Here is a 16,348-nt window from a genome sequence, read left to right on the forward strand (position 1 = left end):
AAGCCAGTCATGAGTGCCGACTGGGTGCGGGTATCCCGCAGAACATGGAGGCCGCACATGGCTGACCCCAAGGGCTTTCTGACCACCACGCGCGAGGAACCGAAGCGGCGTCCGGTGGACCTGCGGCTGATGGACTGGCGCGAGGTCTACGAGGACTTCGCGACGACCAAGCTGGAGAAGCAGGCCGGGCGCTGCATGGACTGCGGGATCCCGTTCTGCCACCAGGGCTGTCCGCTCGGGAACCTGATCCCGGAGTGGAACACGCTGGTGTGGCGGGAGGACTGGCAGCAGGCCGCGGACCGGCTGCACGCCACGAACAACTTCCCGGAGTTCACCGGCACGCTGTGCCCGGCGCCGTGCGAGACCGCGTGCGTGCTCGGCATCAACGACGACCCGGTGTCGATCAAGCGGGTCGAGATCTCGATCATCGACCGCGCCTTCGAGGAAGGCTGGGTCACGCCGCAGGTCCCGGTCACGAAGACGGGCAAGAAGGTCGCCGTCGTCGGGTCCGGTCCGTCCGGGCTGGCCGCGGCGCAGCAGCTGACCCGCGCGGGCCACACCGTCGTGGTCTACGAGCGGGCGGACAAGATCGGCGGGCTGCTGCGCTACGGCATTCCCGAGTTCAAGATGGAGAAGTTCCGCCTCGACCGCCGCCTCGACCAGATGCGGGCCGAGGGCACGGAATTCCGGACGTCGGTGAACGTCGGCGTGGACGTCACCGTCGAGCAGCTTAAGTCGGACCACGACGCGGTGGTGCTGGCCGGCGGCGCGACGGCGTGGCGCGACCTGCCGATCGAGGGCCGTTCGGCCCAGGGCATCTACCAGGCGATGGAGTTCCTGCCGCCGGCCAACCGGGTCGCGGCGGGCGAGCTCGAGGAGTCGCCGTATTCGGCCAAGGGCCTCGACGTCGTGGTCATCGGCGGCGGCGACACCGGCGCGGATTGCGTCGGCACGTCGCACCGCCAAGGCGCGAAGTCGGTGACCCAGCTGGAGATCATGCCGAAGCCGCCGGAGTCGCGTTCGGACGCGCACCCGTGGCCGACGTACCCGATGATCTACCGCGTCACCTCCGCCCACGAGGAGGGCGGCGAGCGGCTGTACTCGGTCAACACCCAGGAGTTCCTGACCGATTCCGACGGTCGGGTGCGCGCGCTGAAGCTGGTGGAGGTGCGCAACGAGGGCGGCAAGTTCGTCCCGGTCGAGGGCACCGAGACCGAGCTGCCCGCGCAGCTGGTGCTGCTGGCGATGGGTTTCCTCGGCCCGCAGCGCGAAGGCCTGCTGACCGACCTTGGCGTGGAACTGGACCAGCGCGGCAACGTCGTGCGGGACAAGAACTTCCAGACCACTGTGGACAATGTGTTCGTGGCGGGCGACATGGGCCGCGGGCAGTCGCTGATCGTGTGGGCGATCGCGGAGGGCCGCTCGTGCGCGGCCGGCGTGGACGCCTTCCTGACCGGCCGGGGCGTGCTCCCGGCCCCGATCGCGCCGACGGACCGGCCGATCTCCTGAGGACTCGGAGCAGGCGCGTCACCGTCGCCGCGCCTGCTTCGTTCAAGTCTCGGGGCCAAGCGCGCCAACGTCGTCGCGCTTCGCTCCGTTCAAGTTTCGGGGTTGACGCGTCACTGCCGCCGCGCCAGTCCCGGCTGTCGGGCGGGTGCGACAACGGCGTCGCACCCGCCCTTTTAGTGCGCGGCACCGGCGTTGTAGGCGACCTCGCCGCCCACCACGGTCGCGCCGACGCTGATTTCGCCGATCTTCGCCGGGTCGACCGTCAGCAGGTCGTCGCTCAGCACCGTGAAGTCGGCCAGCTTTCCCCTGCTCAGCGTGCCTTTGCTGGTTTCCTCGTGCACCGCGTACGCCGAGCCGGCCGTGTACGCGCGCAGCGCCTCCAGCGGAGTCACCGCCTCGTCCGGTGCGATCGGCTGCCCTGACGCGGTCCGGCGGTTGACCATGTCGTGGATGCTGAGCAACGGCGACGCCGCGACCACCGGAGCGTCCGTGCTGCCGGGCAGAACGACTCCGGCGTCGAGGAAACTCCGCATCCGATACGCCAGGCGACTACGTTCCGGGCCGAGCGCGGCGAGCAGTCCGTCGCCGATTTCGGACAGGAACCGGCCCTGCGGCACCGGAATCACGCCCAGGTCGGCGATCCGGGCCACCGCGGCATCGTCGGCGACCGCGCAGTGTTCGATGCGATGCCGGACGTCCTCGCGCGGGTATTTCCGCTGAGCTTCCTCGTAGGCGTCGAGCACGGCGCCGAGGGCCGCGTCGCCGATCGCGTGCGTGGCGATCTGCCAGTGGCACCGGTGCGCTTCGAGGATGTAGCGGCGCAGTTCGTCCGGCTCGAACAGCATCAGCCCCTGGTTGCCGGGCGAGTCCTCGTAGTCGCAGCACATCGCGGCGGACCGGCCGATCAGCGAGCCGTCGGAGAGGATCTTGACCGGGCCGATGCGCAGCCGGTCGTCGCCGACGCCGGTGCGCACACCGAGGTCGAGCCCGAACCATTCGCCACCTGGCTCGAACGGGCCGCAGTCGCGCAGCGCGGTGATGTAGGGCATCACCGTCATCCGCACGCCCAGCTGCCCGCGTTCGCGGGTGCGCTGGAAGGAATCGAGGTCGGCGCGGCCGTGGCCGATGCCGTCGACGGTGCCGATGCCGGGCTCGGTGACGCTGGTCAGGCCGTCTTCGAGCGCGGCGTGCGCACCGGCGGCGATGTTGGCGATGACTTCTTCGGTCGCCTCGGGGCGCAGCAGGCGGTCCACGAGGACGGTCGCGCGTTCCTGCAGCAATCCGGTGGCGCTGCCGTCTTCGTCGCGCGCCACGGTGCCGCCGGGAACGTCCGGCACGCCCAGCCGGTCCGGATATCCGGCCAGGGCGAAGGCTTCGGTGCTCGCGACGGACATGTGCCGCGAAGTGTGCGTGAGCCAGACCGGCCGTCCGCCGGCCGCGCGGTGCAGGGCTTCGGCGGTGGGGTGCGCGCCGATCTTGTTCTGGTCGTAGCCGGCGCCGATGACCCAGGCGCCGGCGGGCAGGGTCGCGGCCCGTTCCGCCACCGCACGGTAAAGCGCGTCGAGGGTCGGCGCGGCCTCGGCGGAGACGTCCAGTTCCCGGATCAGCTTGCCGCGCATGCTCAAGTGGTGGTGCGCGTCGTTGAGGCCGGGGACGACCGGCGCGCCGCCGAGGTCGACCACCGTGTCTGCGGAGAGGCCGCGGACCTCGTCGTCGAATCCGGCGATCCGGCCGCCGATCACGCCGAGCGCGGTCGCTTGTGGACGGTCGCGGTCCAGCGTGGCGAATCGTCCATTGTGGAACAAAGCATCGAGACGCACTTGGCTCATCCTTGTCGGGTCAGGGTTTTTTCGGAGTCGGCGACGGCCGCGGTGCGACGGGCAAGCGCCAGGACGCAGGTGAGGGTCAGCGTGAGCAGCACGACGTGGTAGATGACGACCGGCCAGATCGCGCCGTGCGTCGCGTTGAGCAACGCCTGCGCGATGAACGGCGTAGTGCCGCCGAAGATCGTGCTGCACAGCTGGTAGGACAGAGAAATTCCGGTGTAGCGCAGGTGGATCGGGAATCCGCGGGTGAGGAATCCGGCGAGCACCGCGTAGTAGCCGGAACCGCACACGGTCGCGACCGCGATGCCGACGAAGGCCAGCCCCGGGTTGCCGGACGCGATCAGCAGGTACATCGGGACGGTCACCACGATGTTGCACCCCAGCGAGACCGCCATGAACCGCGTTTCGCCGACGCGTTCGGCCAGCCGCGCCGCGACCGGCTGCCAGCAGAACTGCACCACGGATGCGCCGAGCAGCACGTAAAGCATGGTCTGGCGGCCGATGCCGAGTTCGTTCGTGGACCAGGCGAGGACGAACGTGTTGCTGAAGTACGCGGCGGCGATGCCCATGATGCTCGCGCCGATGCCGAGCAGCACGGTCCGCCAAGCGGTCCGCAGCACCTCGGCCAGCGGCACCTTCGCGACGGCGGCTTTCGCCTTGGCGCGCACGAACTCCGCCGGTTCCTCGACTTTCAGCCGGATCAGCAAGCCCAGCGCGACCAGCACGCCGGACAGCAGGAACGGCACTCGCCAGCCCCAGGTCAGGAACTGTTCGTCCGGCAGCGCGCTCACCGCGAGAAAGACCACTGTGGACAGAATCGACCCGGCGGGCGAGCCTTGCTGGGCGAACATGGCGAAGTACGACCCGCGTCCGGCTGGCGCGTTCTCCGCGGCGAGCACGACCGCGCCGCCCCACTCCCCGCCGACCGCGACGCCCTGCACCGCGCGAAGCGCGACGAGCAGCAACGGCGCGGCGAGGCCGATCTTGGCGTACGTCGGCAGCAGCCCGACCGCGAAGGTCGCGAACCCCATCAGCAGCAGCGTGACGACCAGCGTGTTCTTGCGCCCGACCCGGTCGCCGAGGTGCCCGAACACGATCCCGCCCAGCGGCCGGGCGAGAAAGCCGACCCAGAACGTGCCGAACGCGGCGAGCACGCCGGTCGCCGGGTTCAGTTCGGGGAAGAACAGCTTGCCGAAGACCAGCGCGGACGCGGTCCCGTACAGGTAAAAGTCGTACCACTCGATCGCCGTCCCGGCGAAGGAGGCGAGCGCGGCCCGGCGGCCGGTGGCGGTTTCGTGGTTCACGGGCTACTCCCTGGCGGCGGTGTTCCCCAGAGTCTTCGTCCCGGGGCCTATGCTGTCCAATACCTGTCCGGACCCATTCCGATACCTCGGAGGCATAGGCGTGGAACTGCGCGTGGTGCGTTATTTCCTGGCCGTCGCACGAGAAGGCTCGGTCACCGCCGCGGCGCGCACGGTGCGGGTCGCGCAACCGTCGCTGTCGCGGCAGCTCCGCGCGCTGGAAACCGAACTCGGAGTGGCGTTGTTCTCGCGATCGCCGGGCTCGCTGACCCTCAGCGCGGCAGGCACCCGGTTCGTGCCGATCGCCCAGGACCTGGTGCGCCGCGCCGAAGAGGCGGGCGCGGTGATGGCCGCGATCGGCCGCACCGAGGACACCCCGCTGACGCTCGTCGCGCCGCCGAGCACAGTGGACAGTCTCTTGGCGCCGTTCATGGCCACCGGCAAAGCCGGACCGGTGCTGCGGGACGCCTTCCCGGTCCCGCCGGACCAGGTTTTCGACCGGCTCCTGCACAGCAGCGCCGATCTCGGCATCTCGACGTCCCCGCCGCCCGCACAGCTGGAAACCGCCGCACTGGGCCGCGTCCTGGTCAGCGCGCAGGTCCGGCCCGGCCACCGCTGGTACGAGGCGGAGACGATCCCGCTGGCCGAACTGGCCACCGAACCGCTGCTGGTGATGAACCGCAGCAACGCCGCGCGCCTGGTCGTCGACGAGGCGTTCCACCGCGCCGGACTCGTCCCGTCCGAACTGAACGAGACCGGCTCCCCCAGCGTCGCCCAAGCCCGCGCCGCCGGCCGCGGCGAGGTGTGCCTGGTGACGGACCTGGTCCGGTTCGGACTGCGCTCCATCCCGATCGAAACCCCCGACGGGCCGCTGACCGTGCCGCTGTACGCGGGCTGGCGGCTGGACCACTACGCCCGGCCGTCGATTCTGGCGTTGATCGAGGGGTTACGGGAGTTTCGTGGCGCGTTGGGCGAATGAGCCGCACTCGGTGGGAAGTTTTCGTTGCGGCACAACGGGTTTACCCGGGATATGCTCGGCCGGTGCTTTATGACTACTTCGTCGCGGTGGACGACACCATGGCCGCGCTTGCGTTCGATGACCCGGACAATGCCCGTTGCGCGGGCTATGCCGAACTCGTCGTGAAGGGCGCCGATCCGATCACGGACTTGCTGCCCGCCGAGACGTCCCTTACCCGCAGGACCACCGCGGAGGTCGAAGCTGACCCCGGCCGCGGCCGGGAGGTCGCGCTCCTCGACGAAGGCGAAGCTGCGGTGCTGTCGTTGGCCGATTCTTTCCGCGACGCACTGGCCACCGCCGACGACACCGCTCTCCAAGCCGCTGCCGCCGCGTTCGCCGAAGAGCAGGTGGAAGACGTCGAGGCCGAGCACCTCGTCCCGTTCCTCAAGGAACTCGCCGCACTCGCCGGAGGCGCCGCCGAGGAGGGCCACCACCTCTACTGCGCGATCTCGCTGTAACTCTTCACCCGACTCGGTGACCCGGCGCCCTGATCCGTGCTAAACAGTGCGGCGATGGGAAAACTGACCCGCCGGGCCCGGGCCACGGCCGACTATCTCTTCTTCGTCGGAGCCGGGGAATGGCCGGTCGCCGTGTCCGCGCTCGGGGTCGTGCTCGGCGCGGTCACGATCCTGCCGAGCGCGTTCGGCGTCGTGGTCTCGATCGTCGCGCTCCTGCTCGGGCTGCTGACCCTCGTGCGGGACATCCGCTTGCTGCGGAAACGGTGGGCCGGCTACGAATTCACCGCGATCGTCGCGCCGTTCCCGATAGCCGGCACCCCGCCGCCGCATGCCTACCCGGACGCGCAGTACCTGGCGGTTCCCTCCCGCGGCACCGCGTTGGTCAGCGACGCCATCGACGCGGCGCTCACCGGAACGACCTTCAGCATCACTGTCGCAGAGGATCCCTACCGGCTGCCCGCGAAGCTGAAGGCGACCGCGCCGCACGTGCTGCCGTTGCGCGCTCGCGGCCGGTTGCTGTTCAACGGGCCGATCGTCGGCATGCGCGGCGAACCGCTGCCGGTCGCCGGAGCGCGGCCCGCGCCGATCGTCCTGCATCGCGCCCGGTTCTTCGACGCCGTGTGCAGCAACGAACTGGCGTCCCTGCGCATCACGAACTCCGCCGACGGCCACGAGTACGACCTGCGCAACGAGGAACTGACCGACTCCTCCGGCGCGCTGAGAACCCTCGCCGCGAGCACGCTCGCCGATCTCGTCGGCGTGTCCACGATCGCGTTCACCTCCGACGGCCTGCTCGTCGTGGTCCGCCAGTCGGCCCGCAACTCGGCCAGCGGGCTGCTGCTCGCCCCGTCCGGAAGCGGCAGCCTGGAACCGCGGGATCTCCTTACCCCGCAGGGAGGAACGCGCCGGACCCTGCACACCGCGGTGTGCGCCGGAATGGAACGCGAACTGTGCGAAGAGGCGGCCGTCCGGCCCCATGAAGTCTCCGAGACGCGGCTGACCGGCTTCGCCCGCTGGCTCGAACGCGGCGCGAAACCGGAGTTCTTCGGCGTGACCCAGCTGTCGGTCGACAGCACCGAACTGACCAGCCGCCGCACCAAGGGCGCGGAACGGCTCTACAGCGCCGGAGTCACCGTCCTGGAAATCGACCTGGCCGCGCTGGGCCAAGAACTGGCCGACGGAGTGCCGCTGGCCGAAGCGAACGCGCTGCCGCCCCGGCTGCGCGACGACAGTTCGCTGCCGCTGCTGCTGTGCCTGCGCAGCGCCGCGCTGCGGGTCAGTACGCGTTCTTGACGACGAAGTAGGACCCGCGGATCGTCCCGGCGAGCTTCGACTTCTGGCGCGCGAACTTGAACTTGTCGGCGAGTTCTTCCGGGACGTCCATCCCGTCGGAAAGCTTGAACCCGACGGCCCGCTTGCCGCCCTCCTCGAGGGTGTACATGACGTTGACCGACAGGCCGCTCTCGTAGAACACGTACGACATCCGGATGCCGTCGACCTCGAACTCGGTCGCCTCCAGCGGCCGCGAGGAAATGACGAGATCGCGTTCTTCCTTGAGGATCCGGTGCACCCGGTCGACGATCTCCGGGACCTCGGCCGCGGGCTCGACGGTGAACACGTGGTCGTACTTGTTCTTGAAGTAGCGCGCCTCGTTCGCCCGCAGCCCGGCGAGCGCGTCCGCGACCGGGGAAGACTCCAGGCCGACAGTCGACACGGCGGTGAAATCGACGGCGTAGGACATGATCCGCACTCCCGGGCTGGGTTTGATCGCGACGCTCGGCAGAATACCCCGGGAAAACCCTTCGGCAACTGGAGTGCGCCATGCCGAGCACGCTTCTCCTGGTCCACGGCGGACTGGCGGACGACATGGACGCCGACCGTTTCTGGACGCGTCCCGGCATCACCGGCGGCCTCCGCCGGGACGGCCGCACGGTGCTGGTCCCCGACCGTCTCCGCGAGCCGCCGGACTGGTCCGCCGAAGCCGCGCATCTCGCGTCCTTCCTGCCCGGTCAGCCGGTCGTGGTCGTGGCCGGTTCGAACGGGTGCTCCGCGGCCGTCCGGCTCGCGCTGGACTTTCCGCGGCAGGTCGACCGGCTGCTGCTGGCTTGGCCCGCCACCGCCGGAGACGCCGCGGTGGACGCCCGCGCTGCCTCGGTCCCGCGTGCTCTGCTGGGCGGCGAGACCTTGCGCGGCGTCGCCGACGCCGACCTGGCCACGCTCGCCCTGCCGGTCGGCGTGCTCCCGTCCGTCCCGGACAATCCGTTCCACCAGCGCCGCACCGTCGACGCCCTGCTGCGGCTCGTGCCCGGGTGCACCGAACTGCCCGGCTGCCCGGAGCCGCCCCGGCCCGGCTTTGAGTCCCATGTGGACGATCTGCTCGCCTCGATCGCCGGGTTCGCCGGCCGCTGACGCCGCTTTCCCTCCCGAACGCCCGGTGGGGGAATTTCGTGCAGGGCCTACGGTGGCTGAGTGCGCAACCACCTGATCGACCTGGCCGCGGCGCTCGCCGTGCTCGGACTGACGCTGGCCGGCGACCTGCCGGACGCGGACCATCCGTGGTTCTGGCCGGTCGCCGTCGCGGTGATGTTCCTGGCGGTGTTGCTGCGCCGCCGGTTCCCGCTGCCCGCGATGCTGGTCTCGGTCGGCGTCGCGCTGGCCACGCCGCCGTTGTGGGGCACCACCGTCACCCTCTACACGGTCGCTTCGCTGCGCGGGCTCCGCTGGCCGACCGCGGTCGCGGTGCTCGCGGAAATCGGGCTCGTGGTGTCGTTCATCCGGCCGTCGAATCCGCCGGACTGGAAGACGTTCGGGCTCGCCCTCGTCATGCAGGTCGTCGTGCCGGTGCTGGCCGGGCTGTGGATGCACCAGCGCGCAGCGTTGCTCGTGGCCCTGCGCGACCGCGCGGAGCAGGCCGAACGCGAGCGGGACCTGCTCGGCGAGCGGGCCGTGACGGCCGAGCGGCGGCGGATCGCGCGCGAGATGCACGACGTGGTCGCGCACCGGGTCAGCATCGTCGCGCTGCAGGCGGGCGCGCTGTCGGTGCGCGCCAAGGACGACGAGACGGCGCAGCTCGCCGAAGTGATCCGCGAATCGAGTTCCGCCGCGCTCAACGAATTGCGCGACATCCTGAAGGTGCTCCGCGACGACGGCCCGGAACCGCGTTCGCTGCCGGATCCGACGCTGGGCGGGATCCGCCAGCTCGCCGACGACCTCGCCGCCGCCGGTGCGCAGGTGCGCACCAGCCTGCCGGAACCGATGCCGGACGTGCCCGATCCGATCGGGCGCGCGGCGTACCGGATCGTGCAGGAAGCGCTCACCAACGCGGCGAAACACGCGCCGGGAGCGGCGATCGACGTGCGACTGTCCGCTTCCGGCGCCGACCTGGTGGTCGAAGTGGCCAATCCGCTCGCCGAGTCGTCCGGGCTGCCCGGCGCGGGCTACGGAGTGATCGGCATGCGCGAACGCGTCACGCTGACCGGCGGGACGCTCCGCGCCGGCCCGGACGGCGCGGGCAGCTACCGGGTGCGGGCCGCGTTCCCGTTGCGAGCGGAGGAATCGTGCTGAAAATCCTGCTGATCGACGACGAGGTGCTCGTGCGCAGCGGCATCCGGATGATCCTGGAGTCCGACCCGGGGATCGAGGTGGTCGCGGAAGCCGGCGACGGCCGCGAAGCGCTCGCTCTCGTCCGCGAGCACCGGCCCGACCTGGTGCTCACCGACGTGCAGATGCCCGAGGTCGACGGCCTGGAGGTGACCCGTCTGGTGACCGCCGAACCGGACGCGCCCGCGGTGGTCGTGCTGACGACGTTCGACCTGGACGAGTACGTCCACGAGGCGCTTCGCCACGGTGCCACGGGATTCCTGCTGAAAGACACGCCGCCGCGCGAGCTGGTCAAAGCGATGCACGTGGTGGGCAGCGGCGAGGCGATGCTGTCGCCGTCCATCACGCGGCGGCTGCTGACGCACTTCGCCGGCACCGCCACGCCGACGCCCGCCCGCGCCCGGCTCGAACCGCTGACGCCGCGCGAACGCGAGGTCGCGGTGGCCGTCGGACAGGGTTCGAGCAACGCCGAGATCGCCCGCGGGCTCGGCCTCAGCGAGGCGACCGTGAAGGTCCACTTGGGACGGATCATGGCCAAGACCGAGGCCGCGAACCGCACGCAGGTCGCGATTCTGGTGCACGACGCCGGGCTCGCCTGAACCGTCCGGTCAGGGCGCGCCCGGCGGCACGAACGGCAATCCTCCCGGCGCGCCCGCCTCCGCGAGCGCCATCAGCATCCCGGTGTCCACTTCGGACTGGATCGCGTCGGCCAGCCGGTCCAGCATGTCCTCGCGCAGGTCCGCGAACCCCGGCGCACCCTCGGCCGCCCGCCATTCGATGCCCGCCTGCGCCGCTGCTTCGGCGAGCCAAGCGCGCCGGAACCCGTCGTTTTCCAAGGCGCCGTGCCACGTCGTGCCCCAGACCGAACCGACCCGGTAACCGTCCAAAAACGACTCCGCGTCGGCTGGAGCCGCGCTGCCGTGGTGGATCTCGTACGCCTCCACCCGATGGCCGCGCCATTCGCCGACCGGACGGCCGAGCATCTTCTCCTCGGCGAACTTCACGCGGGTCGGCAAGAGCCCCAATCCTTCGACGAACCCGGCCCCGGATTCGACATCGTCCTCAATGGACTCCGCGAGCATCTGGTACCCGCCGCAGATCCCCAGCACCGGACGTCCCGCTGCGGCTCGCGCGGTCACCGCGTGCGCCAAACCCCTGCCGCGCAACCACTTCAGATCGTCCACAGTGGCCCTCGAACCCGGCAGCACGACGAGATCCGCCGCGGCGACGGTATCCGGATCAGCGGTCAGGCTCACCGTCACACCCGGCTCCGCCGCGAGCGCGTCGACATCGGTGGCGTTGGACGCCCGCGGGAACCGCACGACCGCGACGCGCAACCCGCGTTGCGCGGCTTCGTGCCGCCAGCCGGCAGCGGCGAGGGCGTCCTCGGAGTCGATCCACACCCGGTCCAGCCACGGCAGGACGCCGAGCACCGGCCGTCCGGTGACCTTCTCCAGGCTGTTCAGACCAGGCCGCAGCAATCCGACGTCACCGCGGAACTTGTTCACCAGCCAGCCCGCGACCAGCGCCTGGTCCTCGGCCGACAGCAACGCGAGCGTCCCGAACATCGCCGCCAGCACCCCACCGCGGTCGATGTCGCCGACCACCAGCACCGGCAGGGAAAACCGCCGTGCCAGGCCCATGTTGACGTAGTCGCCGGAACGCAGGTTGATCTCCGCCGGACTGCCCGCGCCCTCGCAGACAACGACGTCAAACCGTTGCTGCAGTTCGGCAAACGCTCCGAAGGCGATGTCGGCGAGCCCTGCCCGGCCGGTGGCGTATTCGCCGGCTTCGAGGGCGCCGTACGGCTTGCCGAGCGCGATGACGTGACTGCGCCGGTCGCTGCCCGGCTTGAGCAGCACAGGATTCATCGCCGCTTCCGGCTCCGCCCGCGCGGCCCGCGCCTGCAGCCACTGCGCGCGGCCGATCTCCGCGCCGTCCGCGCAGACCATCGAGTTGTTCGACATGTTCTGCGCCTTGAACGGCGCGACCCGCACGCCGCGCCGCGCGAACCAGCGGCAGATTCCGGCGGTGACCAGGCTTTTCCCGGCGTCGGAGGTGGTCCCGGCGATCAGCAGCCCGCTCATCCCGCCACCGTAATGCCCGCGCTCGGCGGCCTGCTCACCGAGCCACCGCGATTCCCGCCGCGACCGCCAGCGCCGCCGCCCCGACCAGCCGCGACAACCGCACCGCCCGGCGCAGATCGCTCGCCCCCGGCGGACGTCCGTCGCCGAGGGTGCTCCGGCGCTCGACCTCGCCGTGATACGTATTCGTGCCGCCGAGCCGGATGTCCAGCGCCCCGGCGAAAGCCGCTTCGACCTGTCCCGCGTTCGGGCTCGGATGCGCGCGGCCATCGCGTCGCCAAGCCCGCCAAGCCGACCGGGCGTGCCCGCCGGCGAGTGGCGCGGTCACCGTCGTCAGCACCGCGCCGACGCGCGCCGGCACCAGGTTTGCCCAGTCGTCGGTGCGCGCGGCGAACCAGCCGAAGTTCCGGTGCCGCGGCGAGCGGTAGCCGACCATCGCGTCAAGGGTGTTCACCGCGCGGTATCCGAGCAGCCCCGGCACACCCGCGACCGCGCCCCACAGCAGCGGCGCGACGACCGCGTCGGAGGTGTTCTCGGCGATCGATTCGGTGGCCGCGCGGGTCAGCTCGGCCGCGCCGAGACCGGTGGCGTCGCGCGCGCAGAGGTGGCTGAGCCGCTTCCGGGCGGCGGGCAATTCACCCGATTCGAGTAATCGCGCCATTTCGCGCCCCTCCGCGGCGAGTCCTCGCCCGCCCAGTACGGCCCACGTCGCCGCGGCGGTCAGGACAAATCGGACACCCGGCCGGTTCCGGACCGCCCTTTCCGCGAGGATCCCGAGCCCGGCGGCAGAGCCCGCGCAGACCGCCGCGTACGCCGCCCCGCGCGGCTTGGAATCGGCCCACCACCAGCGTTCCAGCTGGCCAGCGGCGGTGCCGAAGGCCGCGACCGGATGCCCCCGGCGCGGGTCGCCGAACCAGGCGTCGGCGGCGTATCCGGCGATCAGCCCGGCCGCGGTGACGGCTTGTCGGAGTGGCACGTGGCGAACCGTAGCGCGCGGGAGAGAATGCCGGGTATGACCAAGCTGACGCACCGGCTCGCCGGGTCTCTCGAAACCCTGGCGCAGGCCCTCCGCCGGTACGGACGCGACGACGGCAAGGTGCTCGTTCTCGGCGGGGTTCGCTCGGGCAAGTCGAGGCACGCGGAGCGGCTCGTCGCGCACCACCCCCACCTCGTGTACGTCGCTCCCGGGCTGCCCCCGTCGGCCGAGGACCCGGAATGGGCCGCCCGCGTCGAGGCGCACCGGGCCCGCCGCCCGCGCCACTGGACCACGGTCGAGACCACCGACCTGGCGACCGTGCTGCGCAACGCGACGAGCCCGTTGCTGATCGACTGCCTCGGCACCTGGCTGTCGCGGGTCCTCGACGAGGTCGGCGCGTGGTCGGGCAAATCGGGCTGGGAGCGCAGACTGGACGACCGGCTCGAGGATTTCCTCGCCGCGTGGAGCCAGGCGCGGGTGCCGATCGTCGCGGTCAGCAACGAGGTCGGCAGCGGTGTGGTGCCCGCAACGGTGTCCGGGCGGCTGTTCCGTGATGTGCTGGGCGCACTCAACAACCGGGTGTCCGCCGACAGCGACCGGGTTTCGCTCATCGTCGCCGGGCGGGCGCTCGACCTTCCGTGAGGAGCAAGCCGTGCCGAGTTTCGCCATCCCCGTCCCGGACGCCGCCGCCCGCGCCGCCGCCTTGGAGCGCCTGGACGGCCTGGTCAAACCGGTCGGCTCGCTCGGCCGGCTGGAGGAACTCGCGGCCTGGCTGAGCGCCGCGCACGGAGCGGTTCCGCCGCGCCCGCTGGACGACGTCCGCGTGGTCGTCTTCGCCGGCGACCACGGGGTGTCGGCGCAGTCGGCGTACCCCCGCGAGGTCACGGCCGCGATGGTGCGCGTATTCCTCGCCGGGCGCAGCGGGGTAACAGTCCTCGCAGCACAGGTCGGGGCTTCTGTGCGGGTCGCCGACATCGCGGTCGACTGGGACGCCGCGGACGTTCCCGGCGAAGTCACCGCCCACAAGATCCGCCGCGGTTCGGGTGCCATCGACGTCGAGGACGCTTTGGCCCAGGGCGAGGCGCTTGCCGCTTTTGAAGCCGGTCGTGCCATCGCTGCCTCGGAGTCCACTGCGGACGTTCTCATTCCCGGCGACATGGGCATCGGCAACACGACCGTCTGCGCCGCGGTCGTGGCTTCGGCCCTGGGCCTTCCCGCAGCTGAAGTGGTGGGCGCCGGCACCGGGGTCTCCGGCGAGGCTTTGGAACGCAAGACCTCTGTAGTCGCCGCTGCTTTGGCGCGACGCCCCGTGACCGATCCGTTCGACCGCCTGACGGCCCTCGGCAGCGCCTGCCTCGCCGCGACGGCCGGATTCCTGGTGGAAGCTGCCGTCCGGGGAATCCCGGTGCTGCTGGACGGCATCTTCTCCGCGACGGCCGCGCTGGTGGCCCGGGACATCGCGCCGGGTGCCGAGCAGTGGTGGCTGGCGGGGCATCGGTCGACGGAACCCGCGCAAGCGTTTGCTTTGAAGGCGCTGGGGTTGACGCCGATCCTGGACCTGGGCTTGCGGCTCGGCGAGGGCAGCGGCGCGGTGCAGGCCGTGCCGACCCTGCGGGCGGCTCGTGCGGTGATCGCGGAGATGGGTTTGCTGGCGGACCTCGGGTGAACGGGGTGCATGGAGGGCAGGCTTGGCCCGGGGGCGGGTTCGCGGTTCGGGCCAGGGCTTTGGCCGGGGTGCGGTTCGCGGGTTCGGCTGGGGTTCGGGCCAAGGCTTTGGCCGGGATTCGGTTCGCGGGTTCGGCTGGGGTTCGAGCCAGCGCTTTGGCCGGGGTTCAGTTCGCGGGTTCGGCTGGGGTTCGAGCCAGCGCTTTGGCCGGGGTTCAGTTCGCGGGTTCGGCTGGGGTTCGAGCCAGCGCTTTGGCCGGGGTTCAGTTCGCGGGTTCGGCTGGGGTTCGAGCCAGCGCTTTGGCCGGGGTTCAGTTCGCGGGTTCGGCTGGGGTTCGAGCCAGCGCTTTGGCCGGGGTTCGATTCGCGGGTTCGGCTGGGGTTCGAGCCAGCGCTTTGGCCGGGGTTCAGTTCGCGGGTTCGGCTAGGGTTCGAGCCAGCGCTTTGGCCGGGGTTCAGTTCGCGGGTTCGGCTAGGGTTCGAGCCAGCGCTTTGGCCGGGGTTCAGTTCGCGGGTTCGGCTGGGGTTCGAGCCAGCGCTTTGGCCGGGGTTCAGTTCGCGGGTTCGGCTGGGGTTCGAGCCAGCGCTTTGGCCGGGGTTCAGTTCGCGGGTTCGGCTGGGGTTCGAGCCAGCGCTTTGGCCGGGGTTCGATTCGCGGGTTCGGCTGGGGTTCGAGCCAGCGCTTTGGCCGGGGTTCAGTTCGCGGGTTCGGCTGGGGTTCGAGCCAGCGCTTTGGCCGGGGTTCGATTCGCGGGTTCGGCTAGGGTTCGAGCCAGCGCTTTGGCCGGGGTTCGATTCGCGGGTTCGGCTAGGGTTCGAGCCAGCGCTTTGGCCGGGATTCGGCCCGGGACCCCCGCTGAGGTTGAGTCCGGCGTCCAGCGCGGGACTCGGTTAGCGGCCCGGTCCGCGGATGGGCGCGGCATCCGTTTCGCTGAGGATCGCCCCAATGTGGCGTTGGGTGCGCTAGACGCACCCAATGTGGCATTCGGTGCGTCCCACGCACCCAATGCCACATTGGGGCGCACCCCGTGAGCCGGCTCAGCGACGGCATCCGCCTCGCCGTAGGCACCTTGACAACCGTCCCGGTCCCCGCCCCGCGCACGATCGACCGTCGGGTCGCGGGCGTGGCGATGGCGCTCGGCCCGCTCGCCGCGCTCCCCCTCGCCGCGGTGGCCGGGCTCATCGTGGCGGGCGGGGTCGCGATCGGACTCCCCGCGCTGGCCGTAGCCGCACTCGCGCTGGGGGCAGCAGCCCTGGGCAGCCGCGGATTGCACCTCGACGGCCTGGCCGACACCGCCGACGGACTCGGTGCCTCCTACGACCGCGCGAAAGCCCTCGACGTCATGCGCCGCGGCGACTCCGGACCCACCGGTGTCGCGACGCTGCTTTTCGTCCTGCTCGTCCAGGTCGGCGCGCTGACCGGCGCGATCGCGCACGGACACGGGGTCGCCGCCGCGGTCCTGTCCATCCTCTGTGGACGGTGTGTCCTCTCGCTGTGCTGCGCACGAGGGGTCCCCTCGGCCCGCCCGGAGGGTCTGGGCGCGACGGTCGCCGGATCAGTCCCCGTCCTGGTGTCCGCGGCGGTGTTCGCACTCGCGGCGGGATGTGCCGCGCTGACGCCGGGTTTGCCGTGGTGGCGCGGGGTTCTCGCGGTGACACTCGGCTACGCGGCGGCAGCGGTCTTGCTGGCCCGGTGCGTCCAACGCATCGGCGGAGTGACCGGCGACGTCTTGGGCGGTTGCGTCGAGGTGGCGGCGGCTGCGGCGTTACTGGCGAGCGCCTGAATCAGGAAAAGAAATCGCCGGCATCCGCGACCAAGGCGCGCCGGGGAAACACGGCACTTGAATCACCGTCCGGAACGGCATCGGGCACCGTGAGATCGACGCTCACCGAATCAAGAGCCCAGCCGAG

At 71.1% G+C, this 16,348-nt stretch carries 15 protein-coding genes; 10 read left to right on the forward strand and 5 right to left on the reverse strand.

What is annotated here, in order from left to right:
• Nucleotides 1-57 precede the first annotated feature (57 nt).
• On the forward strand, nt 58-1,509 hold the full coding sequence (locus tag L3Q65_RS23960; protein ID WP_237596672.1) for a glutamate synthase subunit beta: 1,452 nt from the start codon (nt 58-60) through the stop codon (nt 1,507-1,509).
• A gap of 173 nt (nt 1,510-1,682) precedes the next feature.
• Here the strand turns inward: L3Q65_RS23960 and L3Q65_RS23965 are convergent, their stop codons facing one another.
• A complete protein-coding gene (locus L3Q65_RS23965) occupies nt 1,683-3,338 on the reverse strand; it encodes an amidohydrolase (protein ID WP_370648114.1) in 1,656 nt (551 codons plus the stop codon).
• Nucleotides 3,335-4,639 carry an MFS transporter gene (locus L3Q65_RS23970; protein ID WP_237596674.1) on the reverse strand — a complete coding sequence of 435 codons (1,305 nt, stop codon included), beginning with the start codon at nt 4,637-4,639 and terminating at the stop codon, nt 3,335-3,337. Before L3Q65_RS23970 ends, L3Q65_RS23965 begins: the two co-directional genes overlap by 4 nt.
• Before the next feature lie 100 nt (nt 4,640-4,739).
• Here L3Q65_RS23970 and L3Q65_RS23975 point away from each other — a divergent pair, with 100 nt between their 5' ends.
• From L3Q65_RS23975 to L3Q65_RS23985, 3 genes are all read left to right on the forward strand, one after another.
• Nucleotides 4,740-5,615: a LysR family transcriptional regulator gene (locus L3Q65_RS23975; RefSeq protein ID WP_220508388.1), complete on the forward strand. Its 876-nt coding sequence runs from the start codon at nt 4,740-4,742 to the stop codon at nt 5,613-5,615.
• A 62-nt stretch (nt 5,616-5,677) separates the two neighbouring features.
• Complete coding sequence (locus tag L3Q65_RS23980) at nt 5,678-6,112, forward strand: hypothetical protein (RefSeq protein ID WP_182895459.1); 435 nt, start codon at nt 5,678-5,680, stop codon at nt 6,110-6,112.
• Between the two features lie 54 nt (nt 6,113-6,166).
• Entirely contained in the window at nt 6,167-7,405 is a 1,239-nt protein-coding gene (locus tag L3Q65_RS23985; protein WP_182895458.1) for a hypothetical protein, read from the forward strand.
• Here the strand turns inward: L3Q65_RS23985 and L3Q65_RS23990 are convergent.
• On the reverse strand, nt 7,389-7,853 hold the full coding sequence (locus L3Q65_RS23990) for a phage tail protein (protein ID WP_182895457.1): 465 nt from the start codon (nt 7,851-7,853) through the stop codon (nt 7,389-7,391). The two genes, L3Q65_RS23985 and L3Q65_RS23990, sit on opposite strands and share 17 nt — an antisense overlap.
• A gap of 80 nt (nt 7,854-7,933) precedes the next feature.
• Here L3Q65_RS23990 and L3Q65_RS23995 point away from each other — a divergent pair, with 80 nt between their 5' ends.
• Genes L3Q65_RS23995 through L3Q65_RS24005 form a run of 3 tightly spaced genes read left to right on the forward strand, consistent with a single transcriptional unit; the run spans nt 7,934 to nt 10,311 of the window.
• Complete coding sequence (locus L3Q65_RS23995) at nt 7,934-8,521, forward strand: alpha/beta fold hydrolase (RefSeq protein ID WP_237596675.1); 588 nt, start codon at nt 7,934-7,936, stop codon at nt 8,519-8,521.
• A gap of 60 nt (nt 8,522-8,581) precedes the next feature.
• Nucleotides 8,582-9,676 carry a sensor histidine kinase gene (locus L3Q65_RS24000; protein ID WP_237596676.1) on the forward strand — a complete coding sequence of 365 codons (1,095 nt, stop codon included), beginning with the start codon at nt 8,582-8,584 and terminating at the stop codon, nt 9,674-9,676.
• Nucleotides 9,670-10,311 carry a response regulator transcription factor gene (locus L3Q65_RS24005; protein ID WP_237596677.1) on the forward strand — a complete coding sequence of 214 codons (642 nt, stop codon included), beginning with the start codon at nt 9,670-9,672 and terminating at the stop codon, nt 10,309-10,311. Before L3Q65_RS24000 ends, L3Q65_RS24005 begins: the two co-directional genes overlap by 7 nt.
• Before the next feature lie 9 nt (nt 10,312-10,320).
• Here L3Q65_RS24005 and L3Q65_RS24010 read toward each other — a convergent pair whose 3' ends face one another.
• Nucleotides 10,321-11,799 (reverse strand): cobyric acid synthase, encoded by a 1,479-nt coding sequence (locus L3Q65_RS24010; RefSeq protein WP_237596678.1) that lies wholly within the window; start codon nt 11,797-11,799, stop codon nt 10,321-10,323.
• A gap of 34 nt (nt 11,800-11,833) precedes the next feature.
• Entirely contained in the window at nt 11,834-12,772 is a 939-nt protein-coding gene (locus L3Q65_RS24015) for a cobalamin biosynthesis protein (RefSeq protein ID WP_182895452.1), read from the reverse strand.
• A gap of 36 nt (nt 12,773-12,808) precedes the next feature.
• Here L3Q65_RS24015 and L3Q65_RS24020 point away from each other — a divergent pair, with 36 nt between their 5' ends.
• The 3 genes from L3Q65_RS24020 (at nt 12,809) to L3Q65_RS24030 (ending at nt 16,221) form a co-directional block, all read left to right on the forward strand.
• Nucleotides 12,809-13,414 (forward strand): bifunctional adenosylcobinamide kinase/adenosylcobinamide-phosphate guanylyltransferase, encoded by a 606-nt coding sequence (locus L3Q65_RS24020; protein WP_043839015.1) that lies wholly within the window; start codon nt 12,809-12,811, stop codon nt 13,412-13,414.
• Between the two features lie 10 nt (nt 13,415-13,424).
• Nucleotides 13,425-14,438: a nicotinate-nucleotide--dimethylbenzimidazole phosphoribosyltransferase gene (gene cobT, locus L3Q65_RS24025; protein ID WP_237596679.1), complete on the forward strand. Its 1,014-nt coding sequence runs from the start codon at nt 13,425-13,427 to the stop codon at nt 14,436-14,438.
• Between the two features lie 1,027 nt (nt 14,439-15,465).
• Complete coding sequence (locus L3Q65_RS24030; protein WP_182895450.1) at nt 15,466-16,221, forward strand: adenosylcobinamide-GDP ribazoletransferase; 756 nt, start codon at nt 15,466-15,468, stop codon at nt 16,219-16,221.
• Nucleotides 16,222-16,348: the final 127 nt, after the last annotated feature.

The organism is Amycolatopsis sp. FU40, from assembly GCF_021903635.1.
In the GTDB taxonomy this organism is placed as follows: Bacteria; Actinomycetota; Actinomycetes; order Mycobacteriales; family Pseudonocardiaceae; genus Amycolatopsis; species Amycolatopsis dendrobii.

What these genes read in the sequence shown, in the direction of transcription:
- L3Q65_RS23960 (WP_237596672.1), top strand. Translation starts at nt 58, where the DNA reads ATGGCTGACCCCAAGGGCTTTCTGACCACCACGCGCGAGGAACCGAAG.
- L3Q65_RS23965 (WP_370648114.1), bottom strand. Translation starts at nt 3,338, where the DNA reads ATGAGCCAAGTGCGTCTCGATGCTTTGTTCCACAATGGACGATTCGCC.
- L3Q65_RS23985 (WP_182895458.1), top strand. Translation starts at nt 6,167, where the DNA reads ATGGGAAAACTGACCCGCCGGGCCCGGGCCACGGCCGACTATCTCTTC.
- L3Q65_RS23990 (WP_182895457.1), bottom strand. Translation starts at nt 7,853, where the DNA reads ATGTCCTACGCCGTCGATTTCACCGCCGTGTCGACTGTCGGCCTGGAG.
- L3Q65_RS23995 (WP_237596675.1), top strand. Translation starts at nt 7,934, where the DNA reads ATGCCGAGCACGCTTCTCCTGGTCCACGGCGGACTGGCGGACGACATG.
- L3Q65_RS24010 (WP_237596678.1), bottom strand. Translation starts at nt 11,799, where the DNA reads ATGAGCGGGCTGCTGATCGCCGGGACCACCTCCGACGCCGGGAAAAGC.
- L3Q65_RS24020 (WP_043839015.1), top strand. Translation starts at nt 12,809, where the DNA reads ATGACCAAGCTGACGCACCGGCTCGCCGGGTCTCTCGAAACCCTGGCG.